At 30.8% G+C, this 22,005-nt stretch carries 22 protein-coding genes and 1 tRNA gene; 3 read left to right on the top strand and 20 right to left on the bottom strand.

Going from position 1 to position 22,005, the window contains the following annotated elements:
- Nucleotides 1–25: 25 nt before the first annotated feature.
- Nucleotides 26–868, bottom strand: coding sequence for a PRD domain-containing protein (locus tag ACTHPI_RS03265; protein ID WP_445352756.1), 843 nt, complete (start codon nt 866–868; stop codon nt 26–28).
- A gap of 238 nt (nt 869–1,106) precedes the next feature.
- On the opposite strand from ACTHPI_RS03265, the gene ACTHPI_RS03260 reads away from it, so the two are divergent.
- Nucleotides 1,107–1,919, top strand: a complete 813-nt coding sequence (locus tag ACTHPI_RS03260) for a Cof-type HAD-IIB family hydrolase (RefSeq protein ID WP_445352755.1) — start codon at nt 1,107–1,109, stop codon at nt 1,917–1,919.
- Nucleotides 1,920–1,962: 43 nt separating this feature from the next.
- Here ACTHPI_RS03260 and ACTHPI_RS03255 read toward each other — a convergent pair whose 3' ends face one another.
- From ACTHPI_RS03255 to ACTHPI_RS03245, 3 genes are all read right to left on the bottom strand, one after another.
- Entirely contained in the window at nt 1,963–2,538 is a 576-nt protein-coding gene (locus tag ACTHPI_RS03255) for a histidine phosphatase family protein (protein ID WP_445352754.1), read from the bottom strand.
- A 69-nt stretch (nt 2,539–2,607) separates the two neighbouring features.
- A complete protein-coding gene (locus tag ACTHPI_RS03250) occupies nt 2,608–3,669 on the bottom strand; it encodes an SEC10/PgrA surface exclusion domain-containing protein (protein ID WP_445352753.1) in 1,062 nt (353 codons plus the stop codon).
- 79 nt (nt 3,670–3,748) lie between these two features.
- Entirely contained in the window at nt 3,749–4,429 is a 681-nt protein-coding gene (locus tag ACTHPI_RS03245; protein WP_445352752.1) for a hypothetical protein, read from the bottom strand.
- Nucleotides 4,430–5,100: 671 nt separating this feature from the next.
- Between ACTHPI_RS03245 and ACTHPI_RS03240 the strand changes: the two genes are divergently transcribed.
- On the top strand, nt 5,101–5,502 hold the full coding sequence (locus ACTHPI_RS03240; RefSeq protein ID WP_445352751.1) for a phosphate-starvation-inducible PsiE family protein: 402 nt from the start codon (nt 5,101–5,103) through the stop codon (nt 5,500–5,502).
- Nucleotides 5,503–5,642: 140 nt separating this feature from the next.
- Here ACTHPI_RS03240 and ACTHPI_RS03235 read toward each other — a convergent pair whose 3' ends face one another.
- The 9 genes from ACTHPI_RS03235 to ACTHPI_RS03195 form a co-directional block, all read right to left on the bottom strand.
- On the bottom strand, nt 5,643–6,029 hold the full coding sequence (locus ACTHPI_RS03235) for an OsmC family protein (protein ID WP_445352750.1): 387 nt from the start codon (nt 6,027–6,029) through the stop codon (nt 5,643–5,645).
- 1 nt (nt 6,030) lies between these two features.
- Nucleotides 6,031–6,465, bottom strand: a complete 435-nt coding sequence (locus ACTHPI_RS03230) for an OsmC family protein (protein WP_445352749.1) — start codon at nt 6,463–6,465, stop codon at nt 6,031–6,033.
- 19 nt (nt 6,466–6,484) lie between these two features.
- Nucleotides 6,485–7,138, bottom strand: a complete 654-nt coding sequence (locus tag ACTHPI_RS03225) for a DsbA family oxidoreductase (protein WP_445352748.1) — start codon at nt 7,136–7,138, stop codon at nt 6,485–6,487.
- A 12-nt stretch (nt 7,139–7,150) separates the two neighbouring features.
- Nucleotides 7,151–8,077 carry a thioredoxin-disulfide reductase gene (gene trxB, locus ACTHPI_RS03220; RefSeq protein WP_445352747.1) on the bottom strand — a complete coding sequence of 309 codons (927 nt, stop codon included), beginning with the start codon at nt 8,075–8,077 and terminating at the stop codon, nt 7,151–7,153.
- Between the two features lie 107 nt (nt 8,078–8,184).
- Complete coding sequence (locus ACTHPI_RS03215; protein ID WP_445352746.1) at nt 8,185–8,817, bottom strand: DsbA family oxidoreductase; 633 nt, start codon at nt 8,815–8,817, stop codon at nt 8,185–8,187.
- Between the two features lie 8 nt (nt 8,818–8,825).
- Complete coding sequence (locus tag ACTHPI_RS03210; RefSeq protein WP_445352745.1) at nt 8,826–9,458, bottom strand: ArsR/SmtB family transcription factor; 633 nt, start codon at nt 9,456–9,458, stop codon at nt 8,826–8,828.
- Between the two features lie 9 nt (nt 9,459–9,467).
- Nucleotides 9,468–9,887: a thioredoxin family protein gene (locus tag ACTHPI_RS03205; RefSeq protein WP_445352744.1), complete on the bottom strand. Its 420-nt coding sequence runs from the start codon at nt 9,885–9,887 to the stop codon at nt 9,468–9,470.
- A gap of 317 nt (nt 9,888–10,204) precedes the next feature.
- Nucleotides 10,205–11,464 (bottom strand): methionine gamma-lyase family protein, encoded by a 1,260-nt coding sequence (locus ACTHPI_RS03200; protein WP_445352743.1) that lies wholly within the window; start codon nt 11,462–11,464, stop codon nt 10,205–10,207.
- Nucleotide 11,465: 1 nt separating this feature from the next.
- On the bottom strand, nt 11,466–13,547 hold the full coding sequence (locus ACTHPI_RS03195; protein WP_445352742.1) for a putative ornithine decarboxylase: 2,082 nt from the start codon (nt 13,545–13,547) through the stop codon (nt 11,466–11,468).
- A gap of 261 nt (nt 13,548–13,808) precedes the next feature.
- On the opposite strand from ACTHPI_RS03195, the gene ACTHPI_RS03190 reads away from it, so the two are divergent.
- On the top strand, nt 13,809–15,251 hold the full coding sequence (locus ACTHPI_RS03190) for an APC family permease (protein ID WP_445352875.1): 1,443 nt from the start codon (nt 13,809–13,811) through the stop codon (nt 15,249–15,251).
- Between the two features lie 51 nt (nt 15,252–15,302).
- Here ACTHPI_RS03190 and ACTHPI_RS03185 read toward each other — a convergent pair whose 3' ends face one another.
- From ACTHPI_RS03185 to ACTHPI_RS03155, 7 genes are all read right to left on the bottom strand, one after another.
- Nucleotides 15,303–15,752, bottom strand: a complete 450-nt coding sequence (locus ACTHPI_RS03185) for an ASCH domain-containing protein (RefSeq protein WP_445352741.1) — start codon at nt 15,750–15,752, stop codon at nt 15,303–15,305.
- A 12-nt stretch (nt 15,753–15,764) separates the two neighbouring features.
- Nucleotides 15,765–16,286 carry a GNAT family N-acetyltransferase gene (locus tag ACTHPI_RS03180; protein WP_445352740.1) on the bottom strand — a complete coding sequence of 174 codons (522 nt, stop codon included), beginning with the start codon at nt 16,284–16,286 and terminating at the stop codon, nt 15,765–15,767.
- A 113-nt stretch (nt 16,287–16,399) separates the two neighbouring features.
- A complete protein-coding gene (locus ACTHPI_RS03175) occupies nt 16,400–17,608 on the bottom strand; it encodes an MFS transporter (protein WP_445352739.1) in 1,209 nt (402 codons plus the stop codon).
- 22 nt (nt 17,609–17,630) lie between these two features.
- Complete coding sequence (locus tag ACTHPI_RS03170; protein WP_445352738.1) at nt 17,631–18,617, bottom strand: hypothetical protein; 987 nt, start codon at nt 18,615–18,617, stop codon at nt 17,631–17,633.
- Nucleotides 18,614–20,455 (bottom strand): YcaO-like family protein, encoded by a 1,842-nt coding sequence (locus ACTHPI_RS03165; RefSeq protein WP_445352737.1) that lies wholly within the window; start codon nt 20,453–20,455, stop codon nt 18,614–18,616. Before ACTHPI_RS03165 ends, ACTHPI_RS03170 begins: the two co-directional genes overlap by 4 nt.
- A gap of 500 nt (nt 20,456–20,955) precedes the next feature.
- Nucleotides 20,956–21,028 (bottom strand) — tRNA-Thr (locus ACTHPI_RS03160).
- Between the two features lie 49 nt (nt 21,029–21,077).
- The gene (locus ACTHPI_RS03155; protein WP_445352736.1) at nt 21,078–21,836 is read right to left on the bottom strand and encodes an NADPH-dependent oxidoreductase; all 759 of its coding nucleotides are present in this window, start codon (nt 21,834–21,836) and stop codon (nt 21,078–21,080) included.
- Nucleotides 21,837–22,005: the final 169 nt, after the last annotated feature.

Genomic DNA, 22,005 nt, shown 5'->3' with positions numbered 1-22,005 from the left:
CTTAAGTAACACACCTAAGTATGTATTATTTAATTTTTTGTCTACTTGTAACTCGCCAAATGTGTAAAACAAGGTAAAAACGGTCATCTGGCTTTAAAATCCAGCCCATTTTTGCTTGTAAAAAAGTAGCTATTCTTTCTTCTGTTTCATAAGCATGATGATACTTTATCTTCATGAATGCAAGAAGAGATGAATCAAGTTCTGCAGTATCCGTTGGTTGATTTCTAAGCAACCTTACAAATAAAGCTCGTAAGTGAGTAATAAAACGACTATAGTTAAATGAATCCGTATCTAATGTCATATGATAATCAAACTGAATAATATTAATGATTCCTTTAATTAAATCTGTAATTTGAATTGTTTCTTGAATTTGACTGTCATTAGAAGAAGCATTTACCAAATGATACGTCATTAGGACTTGTTCACTTTTAGGTAAATTAATGTCTAATTCTTGATTTATTAATTTAACAACTTCTTTAGAAGTAGCAAATTCTTTTGGAAAAAGATTTTTAACTTCCCAGCGAGTATTATTATCACTTAAATCAATATTATCTTTAACTCTAGTAATAGCAAAATCAATGTGATCTGCCAAAGCTAAATATTGAAAGTCATTAAATTTGATATCTAGTATTGGCTCTACCATCTTAACAACTTGAGTAGTAACATCAATTGTTTTAGCACTAATGTCCTGAACCTGATCTAAATTTATTTGATCATCAGTCGTAACAAATATGCGCTCAATTTTGGTTTTATCAACTTTATCTCCTCTTTTAAGACCAAAGCCAATACCTTTACCAAGAACTATTTCTTCTTTACCATCATCATTTACAATTGCGGCACTATTATTTAACTGTTTTATGAAATCCACCAACGAATCACCTACCTTTTTGCAAAATTAAAAGCCACTATAAATAACCATAACAAACTTGCTTGATTATTTACAGTAGCTAAGACCTGATCTAATCAGTAATCCGCTTCTTTACAAGAATTATAATAACAAATAAATGTAAGCGTTGTCAATAATGAAATAGCATTTTTTGCATGAAAATTAATTTTTAGTTTATAATTGAAAGTGATTACAACTATTTAAACAGGAGAGAAATATTATGGCAATTAAACTTATCGCACTTGACATTGATGGTACACTACTCAATTCTGATGGAGAAATTTTGGGTAGTACCAAAAAAGCTGTAACACGTGCCCTTGATAGGGGAATCCGCGTTGTACTTTGTTCAGGTCGACCAATTGACGGACTTAAAAACTTTCTCAATGAATTAGGAATTAAAGGTTCTGGTGAATATGTTATTACCTTAAACGGTGCCATTGTACGCAATACTGATGCCGATATCATTACAGAAAACTTAGTACCTAACAGCTTTTATCGTGAAATGACAGCTTTCGGTTTAGCTCATAAAATTTCATTTAACATTGTCGATTCAAATTCTCGCATCATTACAGCTGATCATAATGTTGATCCGATGATTTACCGACAAGCTTTCGAAAATAATGCTCTATTATACATTAGAACACCTGATGAAATGCCTGAAGACAATATCAGAATCGCTAAAGGATGTTATGTAGGCGACCCATCATTATTAGATGAGTGGGAACCAGTAATTCAAAAGAAATTTGGTAAAGTTCTTAATGTAATGCGAACAGAGAGTACATTTTTAGAATTATTAAATAAAGCTGTTAATAAAGGCGCTGCTCTAAAAATTTTAGTAGAAAAATTAAATCTTAGTCCTGATGAAGTAATGGCCATCGGAGATGAAAGAAATGACATTGAAATGTTTAATTATGCCGGTACCTCAGTTTGCATGGGAAATGGTCAAGAAGATGTAAAAAAGGTAGCAGATTATGTAACCGGGTCTAATGATAGAGATGGAATTGCAGAAGCTTTTGAAAAATTTGTATTTTAAAAAAGAATGGTTTAATCATCACGATTAAACCATTCTTTTTTGGCTATTTCATATTTTCTGCTGGCCATACATACTCTTCAAAGTGTGGCTTACTATCTTCAAATGTAAGCTTTACAAAACTTGCATTGCCAAATCCAGCAAAATCCTTCTTCTCAGTAAATTCACGTACATATTTTGCTAAAATATCGCCATGTCCTACTACAAGTGCTGTTTCACCATCTTGCATCCCATACAAAATCTCAACAATTGCACGCTTCATTCTTGCCACAACATCTTCATTTTTTTCCATAGTTGGATCAATATTTTCATTACCATAATTCCAAGGAAGCAAAAATTCATCCCGTCCCTCAAAAATACCGTAGCATTTTTCACGCAAATCTTTAAGTCGCACATAATTCATCTTGTGGGCAGTAATAATTTCTAAAGTATCACTCGCACGCTCTTGAGTTGAAGAAAAAGCTTTATCAAACTTGACGCCATTTTTAATGAAATAGTCCCGTGTCATTTCAACTTGACGAATTCCACGTTCATTTAGAGGTGAATCACATTGCCCTTGTACCTTATGATAAAAATTGAAATACGTTTGACCATGTCGAACTAGATAGATAGTTTTTGTCATAATTTTCCTCCGATAATTAAAGCTAATGTTTCTATCCTACCAAAAAAGCTCACCTCATGGTGAACTTTTTTAAACTTCAAATCCAGTATTATACTTATTACTATTTACTACAAAGCTCGGCACACTTACATAGTGCATGGAATAGACATTTCCTACTTTTGAAATACTAAAGCCATAATAATTGTAGTCACCGTCATGTTTTGAGCCTTGAGTATTAAATAAGTCTCCAGCATGTTCCCATTCACGATAATATGATTTATTTTTTCGGTTAAGTTCAGTTGCACCAGTATATCCAAAAATCATCTGTTTGATACCAAAATAAATATTTTTCTTCATTTCTGTCATGGTCATTTTGCCATTAACATGAACAAAACCAGCCATATCTTCTACATAATTATCATCTAAATTCAAGCCATTATTTTTACATGCTCTTACAATTCCAGCCACATAATGATCGCCATCTTGAATGCCGTGTTTATCTGCCTTATATTCAGTTGCGATATCTTGTGCTAATTTTTGAGCTCCGCTACTATATATCCATGGCTTTAAACCTAAATCTTTTCTTGCATCATTAATTAAACGCAAACTAAATTTTGTTAGTTCTTTTCTTTGACTTGCAGTTAATTTATCAGGATTAATTTTAGTTTGATTGTCTTTTTTACTTTCAGCAATTTTAGTTCTACTAAAATTATTATCATTCATCCCTTTCATGGATGCCTTGATGAAACTGCTACTTGGTTTACCCTTATATGCCTTAAGTAAAGCAGCTTTGGTATATCCTTTAGGGAGTTTGATAGAAGCTTGTTTATATTGAATATTTTTAACTAAGCTAGTATTTTTAGCTAAAATATAATGAGAATTATCTCCAATTTTATAAGCTAAATACTTTTTACCTGAAATATTTAAATATTTTTTTGTAGTGTAAGAGTATTTCTTGTTTGGGCTTGCATAATACTTAGACTTTTTAGCAGTAGAAGTATATAAGCGAACTTTTTTAGTTCCTTTAACTTTTAAATACTTCTTAGCTGCAGCTTGAACTGTTTTAATATTGGTATTTATATTTTCATTAAAATTTACATATCCTACACTTATCAACGCACTAATAATTGCAATTGTAATTTTTTTACGCATATTTTTCACCTTCTATACTAATAATAAAATTTTATAAAAAAACGCCTTCCAATGGAAGACGTCTTAGATTGTAATCTTATTAGTACCAACCGTTTGCTTGCCAGAAGCTTTGAGCTGCAGTCCATGAACCGTAACGTGACTTAACATAGTTGTCAGCGACTCTTTCTTGGTTAGCTGCTGAATAGTCACCATTCAAGTATGAAGCAGATAATTGGTATTTACCTACATATTGACCGTTGGTTGCTGAGTATGAACCACCAGATTCACGACTAGCAATCCAAGCTTTAGCACTAGCTTCTGAGCCAGTTGCAGTTGAAGTGTAGTTGGATGATTGAGTTTGTGTTTGAGAAGCTGCAGGAGCTGAGTAAGTTTGAGTTGCTTGAGAAGCAGGTTGCTCTACTTGTGCAGTTTGTGCAGCAGTATTAGTTTCAGTATTTTGTGACTTAGCTACCTTCTTGGTTTCAGTTTCAACCTTAATCCATTGGTTCTTACCTAAGTCGTACCACTTATTACCCTTTGCATCGTAAGCAGTCTTAATAACTTTCCATGAAGTGTTAGCTGATAAAACTTGTCCAGTTGCTACTGGATTTTCGTAATTGTTGTAAACAGTAGTTGACTTGTTAGTAGTGTAAACTGCTGCATCATTTTCAACAACAGCAGCTTGTACATCATTTGAGTTCATATTATTTACTGCAACTAAACCAGTTACTGAAAGTGCAGCAGCTGCAATTGATTTACCTAAGATAGAATTGATCTTCAAAAAAAGTCTCTCCTTAAAAATAAATTTTTGGAATTCGACAAAAGTCGATTCATAAATGTTTGATTCATTCAATTGACATGCTATATAATACAATGTAAAAATTTCAGAATTATAACAGAATTATCACTCAAGTGTTAAGAAAGTATTACTAAATGTGTCACTTTTGTAACATTTGTAATATTTATGTCATTTTATTTGGACTAATAAAATTAGCCACAATCGTTGATTTATAAGCATTTGTTCAGATAAAAGCACACATGTTCGCAGTATATTTAGATGATTTCAAACTACTCATTTTGCAATATTTCTATTATCGAAAATATGTTTTCCTCTAAAAATTTAGCGAAAGATTTATACCTCAAATAAGGGATTAAATATGGAATTTTTTACTCGAAAGACTATAATAAAGATAGATTTTTTAAAAAGTGAGGAATAATCATGACTAAATACGTAGTAAAGTTAACTGAAGAAGACATGCAAATGATTAAGGATTGTCACTCAAAGAACCCTTCAATCATGAAAGCTATGAATGAAGCCAAAAAAGAAGACTAAATAAGAAAGTACGGTTTCAATCTTCGAAACCGTATTTTTTTATTTAACAATTTCTATATTTATAAAAAAATACTTAGTTTCACTCTTCCATTTTCATAAATTAACATCGGAGGAATTTTATGGATAAAATTATTGTACGTTTCGCTAAAGTTTTAGATACTTTACGAACAATTACCTTAGGATTGATGGGAATATTTTTAATACTGCTATTATTTAGAGAACTAATTCCCATAAGCCAGCAGATTTTTTCAATGCCAATTTCAAAAAATAATGAAGAAATCCTAGATGAAATCATTGTATTCTTCTTATTCTTTGAATTTGCAGCTTTAGCAATTGCAGCTCTTATGAACAAAGGACACACAAGTATTGAGTTCCTAATGGAATTAGGGATTACTGCTTTGGTTAGAAGTTTACTAACTGCTCACAATCATGTTTTAGATACACTTTGTACATCAATTTCAATCTTACTCATTATTGTTGCTATGGTGCTTTACCATAAATATGGCAATAAAGATCAATAAAAAAATCCCGTTTCCGGGATTTTTTTGTTTAGGCTATAAGAAAGAATAAGTAAAAAGAATAAGTTTTCATAACAGTTTAACTATAATAGTTTTAAATATTTAATATTTTAGTTTTTATCACCTTCTATAATTTAAATAAATTAGTTTTTAACCTTAACTTCAGTTATCTCAATAGGAATTTTATGAATAATATTATCATAAACAGGACTAGTATCCTTTATAGCTTGTACAATCTCTGGAAATAAATTGTTTTTATCATTTAAGAAAAATGATACATGAAATTGTTTATCAGTTAAGGTTATACCAAGCCTAAAGTTATTAAATTTTTCATGATATTTAGTATAAACTCCTGCAGTTACAATAGTTTCGCAAGAGCCCAGCGCTGCCATAATTCCTTCTTTAGCATTAATACCCTGATCACTTTCTTCTTTACCTATAAAATTCACCTTAAAGTTTCTAGCTTTAGCTAAATAATGATATGGTTTATCAGTAGAAGATACAACTGCATTAAACGTAGAAATGGTCATACTAATTCTCCTTTGAAACTTGGTTATTAACTACAGTAACATTATTTATTAAGCTATATATTTCAGAATTTGCAATAATTCGCTTAGCAAATTCGTCCATATCTTCTTGCGACATCTTTGTCTTAAAAAGAAAGTACAGGCGGATTTTTTGAAAACCATTTGGTATATTTGGATTACCATGTAATCCATCTAAATCAATATCTCCTTCAATATTAATTGATAATTTTTCATAACTATAATTAGTTGTTGAAGATAAATCTTCTGCAATTCTTTGCAAATCTGCTCCTAAAGCAGCTAATTCTAACTCTACTGGAGTTATTCCCGAATCAGCTCCTCCATTAAATTCAGGTTCATCTACAATATTAGTAATTCCCCGTGCCTCAGTTTCAACTTGTAAACTAAAACCTGTTTTTCTAGTAAAAACCTGATCTGCCATAATTCTCACCTATATGTAACTATGCTTTTGATTCTTCATTTAGTACTTGCTTTAAAGCATTAACAAAAACTTCATATGGTTGTGCACCACTTATTCCATATTTATTATTAATTACAAAAAATGGAGCAGCAGTTACACCTGATTGATATGCGTCGAGCTCATCTTTTCTAACAACGTCTTCATATTTATTAGAATTTAAAACTTCTTCTACTTCTAATTTATTAAGACCAGCTTCAACTGCTGCATTTACTAATACATCATGGTCTGCAATATTATCAGCATCCCCAAAGAATACCTTATAAAATCTAGTAATTACATTTTCTACTAAATCTCGATCCCCCTTTGTTTCAGCCAATTTAATCAATCTATGTGCATCCATAGTATTAGTGAATTTAGCATTATCAATATCAAAAGCTAAACCATCTTGTTTGGCCATTTGACCAATATAATTCATTTGCATTTGAGCTTGCTCTTCTTTGCTCTTATCTCCACCACTCATATGCACAATAAACTTCTCATCAGTTTGTTTCGGTGCATTAGGATCTAGTTGAAATGACTTAAATTCAAGCTTGGTATCATCATAAATCCCAACTTCTTTCATAGCTTTTTTCATTCTATTTGACCCAATGTAGCAAAATGGACATGCAATATCTGACCAGTACATAATTTCCATGATAAAATCTCCTTATTTTTCTAATTTTTCGATATATTCAAATGCGTTTTGGCCTGCAATTCCGCCTTCACCAACTGCAGTAGTTATTTGACGCAACTTTTTAGAGCGAACATCCCCAACAGCATAAATACCTGGAATAGAAGTTTCCATTTCACTATTAGTTTCAATCCAACCTTGTTCATCAGTAATTCCTAAATCCTTGAATTCATCGGTATTAGGTACATTACCAATATAGATAAACACACCGCTTGTTGGAACTGTAGTAACTTCATCAGTCTTATTATTATATACTTTAAGACCTGTTACTTTTTGATTATCCCCAACAATTTCTTTAACTTCACTATTCCAAGTAAAGTTCATTTTGTCATTTTTAAAAGCTCTATCTTGTAAAACCTTTTCAGCACGAAGTTGATCACGACGGTGAATCACATTGACATTATCAGTTACATTTGCAAGGTATAGCCCTTCTGATACTGCAGAATCTCCTCCACCTACAACTGCAACATTTTCATCTTTAAAGAAAGCTCCATCGCAGACAGCGCAGTAAGATACACCTTTTCCTGAATATTCTTCTTCTCCTGGAATTCCTAACTTACGATTAGTTGCTCCAGTTGCTACAACAATAACAGTTGCTTCATACTCTTCAGAATCAGTTTTAATTGTTTTTACGGCTTCACGAGCATTTTCAATTTTTTCTACATTACCATAAACAAACTCAACACCAGCTTGTGTAGCTGTTTTATACATCTTTTCACTGAGGTCTGGTCCCATTATTAATTCAAAACCAGGGTAATTTTCAATTTCTGCCGTATTATTCATATTCCCGCCATAGATTCCGCGGTCAAGCATTGCTACTTTTAAGTTAGCACGTGCTGCATAAAGCGCTGCAGTCATACCACCTGGTCCTGCTCCAATTACTACAACATCATATTTTTTCATAAGTTTATCCTCGTTACCTTTAAGTATTCTACATTTTTGTTTAATTGTATGTTTATTATATAACTTACAAAAAGTAAGTCAAGTATTATAACTAATTTTACTTATATTTACTTTGATTTTGCTAATATTTCTTCTAATTTCTGTTTCTTTTGCAAACCATTAATCACATATTTATCATTAATAATAAAATAAGGTAAAGCTTGTACATTTAACTTTCTAGCTTGAAGTTTTTCCTCATTTACTTCCTTTAAAAACAGGTCAGAGTCTAAAATATTTTCAACCTCTTGTTCTGAAAAACCTGCATCTTTTCCAATACTAATAAGCACGTTTCTTTTTGCAATATTTTTACCATTAACAAAAAATGCTTCATATAATTTTTTGATTAAATAGTTAGCTATATCATTATTTTTGTTTTGAGCTGCTTTAATTAAGCGATGTGCATCAAGTGTATTAACAAATCTTGCATTAAATATATTCATTGCTAATCCTTCATGTTTAGCTAAATTTTCAATATATTTCATTTGCTTAATAGCTTGAGTATTTAAACTTTCATTATTATTAGTCAAATGATCAATGAAACTTTGTTCAAAATCTTTGCTAGCTCTTCGAGCCAATGGAAAAGACTTCAATTTTATTTCAGTTGAATTAGAAATATTTAATTTTTGTAATGTTTTATCAAGTCTAGCTTTACCAATATAACAATATGGACATGCAATATCTGACCAATATTCAATTTTCATAATTTTTCCTACTGTGCTAATTGCCATTCTTGAACAGTATTATTAAATGTTTTTACTTTAAATCCTTGTTTTTCTAATTTTTTACCAACGTCTTCAGCTATTCCACATAAGCGTCCTCTACAATACAGAATAATATTTTGTGATTTAGGTAATGTAGAAACTTTCTTATCTATTTCTAAATATGGAATATTATGAGCATATGGTAAATGTCCCTGTTCAAATTCACTTTTAGGTCTTAAATCTATAATATATGGTTCAGAAGTTAAAAGTTTCTTCTTTAATTCAGGAATACTTACACTTGGAATTTGATTATAATTTTTAGACAAATATTCCATTTGGCTTAAATTTTCTTCACTTAAATCAATTAATAACGAAATCCATTGGGCAACTTTAGCAGAAGCTAAACTATAGAAAACAAAATTTTTATCTTTATCTTCTTTTACTAAATTTATTTTTTTAAGAATTTGCAGATTTTTAGAAGTAGTTCCAACACTAATACCTATTGTTTTAGCTAATTCATCAACAGACTTTCTACCTTGACTTAACGCATATAAAATCTTCAATCGAGTCAAGTTACTAGTAGCTTTGCCGATTTTTACTACTTGTTCAAAAGCTTGCTGCTTATATTCTTCTGGTGTCATATTTTTCACCTACTTATTGTCTTCAGCTTTACTCCAATCAATCACGCAACCATCAGGTCCACATATACCTGCACTTAAGTTATTGTCATTATTAACTACTTCAAACTTAGGCTTTTGAACATCTTTTTTCTTATCAGTCATAAATTTCTCCTTAAAATAATAATTTACTACTTGTGTCAACTGCTTTAAATCTAAATAATGTCGAAACTCTTCAACAACTTTACCATCTTTAATAAAAATAATTGTCGGAGTATGTTTAACATTAAACTTTTCAAATATCTCTCTATCTTTTTCAGCATCATAATTTTTGATCAAGTTAATTTCTGGATTTTGTTTAATAAACTCATTCAGAACTTTCTTTTCTGTGTAGCATTGTGCACACCAATTATCATTAAATGCTAAAATTGCATCTTTGATATTTTCTTTCATTTTTTATAATCACCCTCCTTCAACTTACATTTTTATAATACCATCTTACTTTAAGTAAGTAAAGATATAATTCTACTTTTTTGTAGAATAGTTTAATTGGAATAAAAAGGAGAGCCATCAATGTCTATTATCAGTATAATTTTAATAATTATTTCTTTAACTTGCTTATTAGTATTCAAATCTAAGAAAAACAAACTCTCTCTTACACTCGCCTTCATTTTTCTTATAATCGGTTTATTACTACTAATCACATCCCTCATCACATTTTTCAATATGAACTAAAAAACTGCTGTCCCCTTGCAGGACAGCAGTTTTCATTATTTATAAAATGTTTCATTCACAGCTTGCGTAATTGCAATCTTAACATGTGCATATGAAAGTCCACCTTGAATATACAAACGATATGGTGGACGAAGTGGACCATCTGATGACAATTCAATGGTTGAACCTTCAGTAAAGCTTCCAGAAGCCATTACAACTTCATCTTCATAACCATCTTGATGATATGGAATCGGATCAACAAAAGAATTCATTGGTGAATAGTGCTGAATTGCAGCACAGAATTTAACCATTGGATCAGCCTTACCAAATTCTACTGTTTGCACAATATCAGTTCTTGGATCACTCCACTTAGGTGATACATTCATTCCCATTTCTTCACAAAGAGCAGCAGTATAAATCATCCCTTTTAAAGCTTCTCCAGTTGTATGAGGTGCCATAAAGAAACCTTGATAAAAGTCACGCAAGTAACCCCAAGTAGCACCTTCACCTTTTCCAGCACCGGGTACATTTAAACGAGATCCTGCTCCATCAATTAAATCTTTTCTACCAACTAAGAATGCACCGCCTTTAACAATTCCAGCACCTGCATTCTTGAAAAGGGACCCTGCAATAAGGTCTGCCCCATAAAAAGTTGGCTCTTCAGTTTCGGAAAATTCACCATAGCAATTATCAACAAAAATATTTACATCAGGACGAACTTCCTTGATAAATTTAAGCATCTTCTTGATTTTTTCCATGGTAAAACTCTTACGCACTGCATAACCAAGTGAACGTTGAAGGGCAACTACCTTAATTGAAGGATCCATAATATCCTTCTTAGCTTGTTCATAATCAACTTCCCCATCTTTAAGTTCTGTTGCTTTAAAATTAATTCCCCATTCTTTCATATTGCCTGGCTTGTTACCAGCTAAACCAATAACTTCTTGAATAGTATCATATGGAGTTCCTGTTAAGTAATAGAGTGTATCGCCTGGTCTAAGCATACTGAAAAGCCCAACAGAAATAGCTTGAGTAGCTGATGAAAATTGTGAACGTACAAGTGCATCCTCTGCTTTAAAATAATCTGCATAGATTGCTTCAATCTTGTCACGACCAATATCATCATAACCATACCCAGTTGAAGGAACCAAATCTTCTTCGCCTACATGATGTTTTCTAAATAAGTTCAATACACGTTGTTGATTGTATAAAACTTGCTCATCAATTTCTTCAAGTCTTGGTTGAATCTTTTCTTCAACTTTAGCAACTTTTTCTTGTAATTCTTGTGGTAAATCTTCTTTCCATGAAAATGCCATTTTATTTCTCCTCTTTTAATACTTCTGCTTGTACATGAATTTTACCATTTTGGTCTTGGTCCCAATATACACCTTGAATTTCTGGGACAAAACCTGGAAACTTTTCAATTGCTCCTACTAATACTTCAAAGTACTTTAAAGACTCCTCAGTCCATTTTTCACCAGGTGCAACTACAAAAACTCCCGGTGGGTAAGGAAGCGCACCTTCCATTGCAATTCGTCCTTTTACTTTCTCAAGATCAATGAGCTCACTTTGATTCTTCATAAATAAACGATCCGCTTGAGCAGGCGTCATACTATAATCTTGCATATCTTTTCGATCAAACATTGCCTTTTGTAAAGTAAAAGTTTTATTCTTAGCATAATAATCATGCATTTCTTGACAGAGCTGCTTAATTGTATATCCCTTATAACGCTCAGAATAAGTTTGAACTAGTTTTGGTACTACTTTTTCAAGTAGAGCATCTTCCTTGTATAATTTTTCAAATTCTAAGAACGCTTCAAGTAAAATATCTAGTTCTTCTTGAGTGTCACCAGGTGTTAACAAAAATAAAAGTGAGTTCAAATCATCTTTTGCTCGAATGATACGTTTTTCCATTAAAAACTCAGCAACTACTGGACCTGGAATTCCTTCTTCTTCATAACGAGCATTTTTAATATCAATACCTGGAGTTACTACTGTAATCTTAAGTGGATCAAGCATTGCTTCACCCTTGCCAATTTTACCCCAGCCATGCCAACTAGCACCAGGTTCAATCTGCCAATATTTTGCATCCCTCATTAAGTCCTTAGTTGGAATTTTTGCAAAATCATTTGGAACAAATGGCTTAAATAGTTTTGAGTTTTTAAGAAGTTTTTTTCGCCATTCAATTCCCATTCTTAAAGTGTCATCCCACCACTTCTTATTACCTGCTCCAGCTGTAATATAAGAATTCACAGTTAAAGAAGCATAAAGAGGATAAGAATAACTAGATGTTACAAACTTAAGATAAGCATTATTAAAGTGCTTATGGTCAACGTAGCGACTTTGCCCTTTAATATGAGCATCCTTTTTTAAAATTTGTGAAGCTTGTGCCATTCCTGCTTGTTGTTTGTGAAGAGATTGCGTTACCAAAATTCCCGGATCCTCTGGTCCATAATCAACTAAAAGTGGTGATAGGTGTTTCATAATTGGAACAAAACTTTCAAAACCGCCCCAAGCACAATCAAACAAGATATAATCACAGAACTTTCCAATATGGTCTACAATCCATTTAGCATTATAAAATAATCCATCGTAAGTTTCTGCTTGAACAATAGCTAATCTGAACGGACGTTTAGCCTTAGCCTTTTCTGGGTCAATTTTAGCAATTTCTTTGCGAATATTTTCTTCAGATAAACTTTCTGGTGTCATCTCACCAATTAGTCCTAATGGATTGCGGTCTGTTGCAATATAAACTGGCTTTGCGCCACTCATAACTAATGCACTATTATATAGAGACTTGTGATTATTACGGTCAAATAAAACTAAGTCACCTTCACTTAACAGCGCACTAGCACAAATGGAATTAGCACTAGTTGTTCCATTGGTACAAAAATATACTTTATCTGCATTGTAAGTTTTAGCAGCCTTTTGCTGAGCAGTTAACGGTGTTCCTTCATGCGTCATAGTGTCGCCAAGTTCTGGAACTGTATCACTAGTATCAGCGAACATTAAATTATTGCCAAAAAATTTATCAAAAACAACTCCAGCAGGATGCTTCATATAATATTGACCGTTATGATGTCCCGGAGTAGTAAAACTAATTGGCCTATCCTCAGCAAAATTTACCAAATCTTGTAAAAAACCTGGTACCATTTTTTGTTCATATTTTTTTGCAATTTCTAAAACTTGCGCAGAATCTACATCATTGTCTACTTCAATTATTGGTATTTCTAATCCTGATTTTTCACGCAAATTTTGTGCTATAAGCTGCGCATTTTTCTCCTCTTTTTTAATAACAATTGCAGCAAGTTCTGCAGGATTTAATTGTTCAGATAAATTAACTGACTCAATCCCAGCAAGATGTACATCTTCACTTGTCGCAACTTTTAAAAAGCTCATCCAAATCCTCCTTTTTTATAAAAAGGTATTGCATTACTGGTGCTATCCCTTTTATAATTTTCTTCGTATGTTTTTTGCATTTTCTATAAGAATGTAATACATAAATTATAAAAAGATATGGGAGTATAGACAAGTGCTAGCACCAAGTTTACTTGTTTTAAAGCCGCCGAAGTTTTAGTTTTTGATTGAAAATACACATTACTAAAACTTAGGAGGAAAAAATTGGAAACTATCGATTTAGAACCAAATAAAAAACATTATATGTCTTGGCCAGTTATTGCCTTGATTGACTTTGTTACAATTATTAGTTTTGAAAATATCTTTTATCCATTTCAAAACCAAGGATTATCCGTTGTTATCTCATGGATATTCTTACTTTTTAGTTATGTAATTCCTTATGCACTTATCTCAAGTCAAATGAGTTTGACCTTTGATAATCAAGCAGGAGGACTTGCTTCTTGGGTAAAATATAGTACCAATGATACGTTAGGATATTGGACTAGTTGGATGTACTGGGTACAAACTGTACCTTACTTAGTTGACGTATCCAACTCAGTTATCGTGTCTTTTAGCTGGATTATTTTAGGAAATAACTCATTAGATAAGAAGATGTCAACTTTTTGGTTTGGAATTTTGACATTTGTAATTATCTTAATTTTTATTTTATTAGAAAATAGACTTAAGAACTCACTTGAGATTCTTTCTCTTCTTGGTGGTGGGGCGATGTTCATTATGTCTGTACTCTTTGTTGTAATGGCAGCATGGGCAGTTATTCATGGACACCATCATATTGCTACTCAACCATTTAATTGGAGCTCATTTAAGCCAAGCTTCAGCTTGAATTACTTCTCAACTACTGGACTTTTGATTTTTGCAATGTCCGGAGCTGAACTTGCTGCACCATATGTTTCTCAAATGAAGAACCCTAAGCGCGACTTCCCTAAAGCTATGTGGATGCTCGCAATTATGACCGGTTTCTTGACTATCTTTGGTACTTTAGCATTATCAATGTTTTTCAATGCTCATACTGTTCAATACGATAAAAAATTCAAGATGAATGGACCATATGAGGCTTTCCAATTACTTGGTCAAAGTTTAGGTATGGGTAAGAGCTTAATGTATATTTTCGCCGTTGTTCAGGCTCTCTTTATGATGGCTCAATTAGCTGTTTTACTTGATGCATCAAGTCGTGTATTCGCTGGTGACGTTGGCGATAAATTCATGCCTAAATGGCTTACTAAGAAAAACAAAAATGGCCGTCCAGTTCACAGTTATACACTTACTGTTGGTTTAAGTTTATTCTTACTTTTACTTACTGGTACTTTACCAAGCATTCACAGTATCTATAACTGGCTTTTGAATATTAACGGTATTATTTCTCCATATAAGACCTGTTGGGTATTCGTTGCCTTCGTAGCAATGAGACTTCAACAAGAAAAATTCACTTCCGATTATGTCTTTATTAAGAATAAGACTGGTGCTTTGATTGTTGGCTTCTGGTGTCTAATCTTCACCTTCATCTGTGCAACTTTAGGATTTATTCCACAAAACGTTGCAATAGGCACTAGTGAATTTAATCATCAATTATGGATGAACATTATCACGGTTATTGTACTATTCGGTCTCGGATTCCTCTTACCATGGCTTAGAAAGCGTGAAGCTAAGAAGAACGGCGAGCTTGATATGGATTTAAATGCTGAATAATTAAATACAGAAAAAACTTCAAGAATTAGCATAGCTAAAACTTGAAGTTTTTTAGTCTATTTTTTCAAAAAATTCACACACCATTAAACTTTTAGGATCAAAAGCTTCATTTAATTGTTCTTTAAATTCTTGTTTAAAAAACTCATCATGAACTTCACGCCAATACTTATAACTTCGGTCTCCCTCACCTTCCAAGAAAGCATACTCAGGCGTAATTTTATTATATGGAGTAATTTGCACATCAGTATTTCTTATAACACAAACTGGTTCATCATTTGCATTTAAAATAATACTGTAGTTGCCAGCTTTAGGAAGGGAATCTTCAATATAAAAGTCATAAGCAGAGGTAGTTGCAGTCTTAATGCCTTTATTCACTAAATCAGCTAAATAATTTGCTTCCTCATCTGTCCTACCAAAAGCGAATGCTTCAATTGGAGTATTTACATCTAAATTATGTTTTTTACAAAATTCATGCCAATATTTTTGTAATTTTATATCCATTTTAATTCTTTCCTATAAATTCAATTCATAAGCCAAACGGCTCTTATCTTCTGGATCTTCATCTACATAAATAATTCCGCGCTCTTCAAAATTATGACTAGTTGCAATATGTTGCACAATCTTATTTTTGCGAGAAGTATCTATTCGAAAATTCCGCACACCTTCTGCATATTTGACTGAGATAATATTAGAAAGAAATTTGTCAGCTAAATGCATCCCTCTAAACTTAGAACTTATCGCCATCCTGTGAATAGTCGCATAAACATCTTTGTTATTTTTCCACGCACCTTCAATATCAATATAAGTTGGTTCAATGCCAGTAATTACTGCACTATAACCAGCAACTTGACCATCAACAATTAAAGCTAGCCCATAACCATTTTCAATATCATCTTGAATAGTAGTTTTGTCTGGATAAGTCCCTTGCCATTGACTGCTACCACTATCTTTCAAGAAATTTTTAGCTTCTTGAATAATTTGCATAATTGCTTCTAAATCACTTGCTTTTGCACTTCTTGTGTAGATTAATGTCATGGTTTTAAATCCTTTTAAATTTATTTTTACTTTTAAATTATTTTAAGTCCATTTAAAACTACAAGCAATCAAAAAGTGATGGACCATTATATCTTCCATCACTTTCATATTATTTAATCTACAACCTCATTCTGATATTTTTTATTTATTAATAATTTTCTATTTAAACCTAGAATAGTCACGAAGAAAATTAAACCTAATATTGCTAACACCATCCACGCTATTCCCAAACCATAACGATCTGCTAGATAACCATTTATTCCTAATACCACCACAGTAACCCCAGCTTCAACAGCATTATAAATTGATACTATAGTAGCACGTGTTGTTTCATTATTTATAGCTTTCTGAAAATATACATTTTGTGCCGTCCCTTCTAATGAACCAAAAAGTACATTCATTAAAAATATTCCTAATGACATCAAATAATACTGCTTAAACAAAGTAGTAGCTATGATAGTTAACGCCATCATAACAGTTGAAATAATAAATAACTTCCATTCATTCTTTATTTTATAAATTAAGCGACTATATAAATATGAAGCTAACGTCCCCATAATTCCCATTAATACTACAATGTAACCTGTCATTATTTTCTTACCATGTTGAAAAAATAATTGCCATTGATCTAAAGGAGCTACAGAAATCATAATTACAGGTATAAAAACTATAATTAGTCTTAAAGCATTAAAATCACTTTGCTTAATAGTTTTAAAATCATTTATTATGTCAAACTTGGGACGTTGAACATTTCTATTACTTTTATCATATTTAATTAAAAATAACGATAGAATACCATTAATAATAAATAATACAGCCCCAATAATTATCGGCAAATTAAGACTAAAATTAGCCAAGACATTTGCTCCCAAAAAACCTATCAACATATTTAATGGATTAGTAATTATTCCTAAAGTTGAATAAATGTGATTTAAGCTGTCCATATCATTTTCTAATTTAGCACGGTTTGATAGCCAAGAGGTTAGCGTACCTGATTGTAATGAATCACCTAAAGCCGTAAAAACTCCACTCATTATTAAAATAAACAAATTTTTAGAACTTAAAGCTAATATTAATAAACCAAATGCTCTAATAAATCCAGATATACTTAAAGTTTTTAAATATCCAATATGATCAGCTATATAGCCTGATGGAATTTCAGTAAAAAATGTAACTATCCAAAAAATAGATAAAAACAAGTTTATTTGACTATAACTATACCCAATTTTATGCATGAAAATATAAATGGTACCATCCCATATTACCACAGCGATACTTGTTAAAATTGATAAGATATAATATATATTTTTATATTTTTTCATTTCATAATCCTTATTTTAAAATTCATAAATTTGAAACATATTTCTTAAAAAAGGCATAGTTGTTCTGCAACACTTGAAATCTAGCCATTACATAATAAAAATTAAATTCATCAAATTTATTATTTTCAATAGAATCAATCAAATCATTTTCAATATTACTACTAGATAATTTTCTTTTTAAGGGAACATAATCCTCAAAACACTCAACAAATAATTTTACAACTTCAACATATTCAATATCGTTCTGAACACGCATTAACTTTAACATAAAACTTAAGTATGCAGAATATAGAAATAATTGCAACAAATAATTAAGACAATATGACTCTTTTAAAGATGATTTCATATCAATTTTTTTAATAATTCTAATTTCATTTTCATAGGCGTATTGTTCTGACTTTACTATATTTGGCAAATTAAAGTACTGCGGTTTAAAACTTTCATTATAAAAAGCATGTCCTAATTCATGCGCTAAATCTACTAGATTATCTACTGTTAAATCATCTGAAAATGACAAACTAATAAAAGTACTATCAAGTTCCGAAATATAAATAGAAAATCCTTCATTAGGTTTTCCATAATATTTTTCTAAATCAATAAAACCTTTCTTTTTCATTTTATAAAATTTTTTTCTGAAATTAGGAATTCCTTGTAATATCATATCCAAATAATCTGTTAATTTTAAATCTAAATTAACTTTTTTAATTAAATTAATTTTCACAGATAAATTAGAATATTTATAACTTTGTAAGCAATTTTTTGCATATTTCTTAATCCAACTTAATATATTTTCTAAATAATCAATATTCGCATATCTAATCATGCTATTAGTAACCTGAAAGTTATGACAATAAAAATTCTGTAAATTAATTGACATATGTGATCTTACGTATATTTCCTTTTTGGCGGTGTTATGTAAATATTTTTTTAAACTTACTGGTACTTTTATACCTATAAAATTTAGGTACTGAACTACATCATTTATTGTATAGTTTTTAATACTTGTCATGAAAAAATTTCCTCATCAAAATAAATATGGGTTTTATTTATTGCCTTACTTAATCTTTTAGTAACCCTGCTTCCATCATCTAAGGGTTGATATCCTGGTATTATAACTCGAACACAGGGGACTTTTACATCATTTCTGGTAAGATTAGCTACATATACTTGATAACCTAAATCATTTAAGCTTCTTGTCAAAAAATCAATATCTTTTTTTATGGAACCCTTATGTAAATTCGGATACTCATTACAATTAATCTTCGGTGCTGAATTTAATAAGTTACCTATTTTATTTTTATGACCCAATCCCCAAGTTACATATGGCTTAACGTCACTATTTAGTAAACTATTTAAATCATCTACTGATTCTCTCAACTCTATTTGTGAAATTCGTAACTGTAAGCACTCATTTATTGCAGAAAGACATGCCTCATAAATATTCAAAGCGGCTGCAGATCCATGTGTAAAAATAGGATAAGTCTGCTCAATATTTTCTAAAACACAATGAATAATATAAGTTGGTAAGTCTGTTTTTAAGTATTTCAAATGTACCTTATATCCTTGTTGATATAATTCCTTAATTAGCAAACATAAATCTTTGTTTTTAATAGAAACTATATCAATATCATTCGCTGGTAACTGGCTTTTAAAATAAATAGTATAGGCATCTCTTTCAATTACTTCTAGCATACCCTTCAAAATCGCATTTTGAATCGATTGACCACAAGCTAAACCAGTAGTATCTTGAACCGTTTGCATAATATAAGCCGAACTAGATTGAAAAGGGAAATATATAAAACTTGCTGGAATTAATACATCTATATCGGTGAATATATTTTTAACATATCCCCACTCAATTTTATAATCTTTTAGATTACTATAATCATATAGAGGATTATCATCTATAAATTGTCCAATATCCAAAAAAGCATGTTTACTATCTTTTAATTCCTTAGTACTAGCCAATAACAATTTATCATTATTAAATAACTGTGCACTATATCTTTCAATCCCTTCGCCTAAAGCACTGTTCATTGCAGAAGACTTACTCAACCCTTTTCCTCCATTTAACCTGTCAGTTAATGAAAACTTACGTGGATCCATTCCTACAATACTTTTAGCTACATACCCATGGGGAAAAAAACTATTTTTCTTAATATCAAATCCAGAGATAGGTTGAAGAAGCCCTACTTTTTCTCGTAAGTTTTCATCCTTCTCTTTTACACCATCGTACTTTTTAAAAATATTAGTTCTATGTGGTTCAAATGAAATAAATGGACAATCAGCAAATGGGGTCAATTTCTCTAAAAATATTTTTCCATTTCTTTTGTCAAATATGGAAATAGCTTGCTTATCTTTTCCATATTTTATTACTTTATCTATTTCAGTTCCCCATGTATATATAGACTGAGGCTGAGTATTCCATATTTCTAAATGATTATAATAATCATACAAAGAATAAAATGCTCTTTTTAGTAAACAGTGCAAACAAACTGTAATATTCTTTGGAATATATAATATTAATCCATAAATATTTATCAAATAAGACTTTTGACATGATATAATTCGTTTAGTGTGATTCATTAAAGTTTTAGGGGTATATCCATCAAAAACAAAATTAACATCTTCTTTAATGATAGTCTTCTTTAAAGGTTTTAAATTATAATACGATATAATATCTTTAGAGGTTTTACTTAATTCTAAAAAGTCTTTCCTACTTTCAATAAATTCGTTGCATTCATCTGATACTAAATTAGAATTAGAGCAAGATATTGTTAAAATACGATTATATAATAACAATAATAGACTTTTTTCATTTTTCTTTATAAATTTTATTTCTCGCATAATCTAATACTCCTTTTAAAAAAGAGATTTTCATAAGTTGAAAATCTCTTTTTTATTTAAATCACACCGCCTGGATATGATCTTTTGGCTTGCTTTACTACTGCAATCTTTTGTTTTTCCTTAAGAACAGTAAAAGTCTTTTTTGACTTCTTCTTTTTCTTCATTTGAAATATCTCCTATTCTTTATATTTTTATTATTAATTTTTTATTAATAATAAAAATATAATAATTCTTATATTAAAATTTGTCAATATATTTATTTGTTTTTAATAAAAATCATATGATAATTTGAATTGATTTTTTTCATTTAAATCAAAAAATCAATATTTTATTACTGATTTTAATATTAAATTTATATAAAAAAGCAAGCTAAAAGCCTACTATATAATCTTTATTTTATCTTTTTAATATGCTTTTATAATGCATAAAAAATTAACCTTTACTTATCTTTGTAAAACATTGATAAATAAAGGTTAATCATTTTTAAATAATACACTGAGTGCTGAATGCCAGAGTCGAACTGGCGACCTTCTCTTTACGAGGGAGATGCTCTACCAACTGAGCTAATTCAGCATTGCTATAACAATGTAATTATAGCAAAAAACATCCTTTTATAAAAGAATTATTTCCAGTCTAAACACAATCTCTGCTTATGAAGTTCTTTTGGTAATTCATCACGGTCAGTTTGATGATTATTAAGTTTAGCACCAGTAATTTGTTTGGTGAAAGAGTCGATTCTACGATTACTATCACGAAGATCATAATAAGTAGTGACTTTTTCATCGTAAGCTTTTAAATCTTGAACATTAAAGTTCTTTGGATATTCATTTTCAAAACAAGTAAACTTCTGCGGTAAACGTGGTTTCAATTGAGGCTCTTGATCTGGAATACCAACTTGCATTCCTAAAACTGGAAAAGTCAATTCTGGCAAATTTAACTCCTCTAACATTTTTAACGGGTGGTCATTAATTGTTCCAAGTGGAACATATCCCAGATTCATACTTTCTACAGCGTTCGCTACATTTTGAAAAGCTAAAATTGTATCTTCCATTGCTTGGAAAAAGATGTCTGTTGTATGAACTCTCCCATCATCAACCCCAAGCTGTTTACGAATTTGTTGATTGCGGTACAGGTCTACAATAAAAATAAACAAGTCTCCTTCTGCGCCAACATAATTTTGACCACATAAATCTTGAATTCTCTTCTTTTGCTCTTCATCAGTAATATGAAGTAGACTAGCATTTTGCATAAACATGCTTGTTGGAGTCTGGCTAAAGACTTTATATATAGTAGTTAATTGTTCATTAGTTAAAGTCTTATTTTTAAATTTTCTAATTGAACGATGGTTAATTTGCTTATTAATTGTGTAATTATCAATCATAAAAATTCCTCTCTTTTATTTTAGTTTATTACTAATTTTTTGTAAGTTCAACTAAGAAATTGAATTGTGCTACACTATGATGGGTAGAAAATCACATTAATAAAGGAGCAAAATATGCGAGTTTTAGTTATTGGTGGTGCAGGCTATATCGGCTCTCATGCCACCAGAG

It is taken from the genome of Lactobacillus sp. PSON, assembly GCF_052615405.1.
The sequence above is the reverse complement of the archived record's forward strand: the minus strand, read 5'-3'. Positions and strand labels throughout refer to the sequence as shown.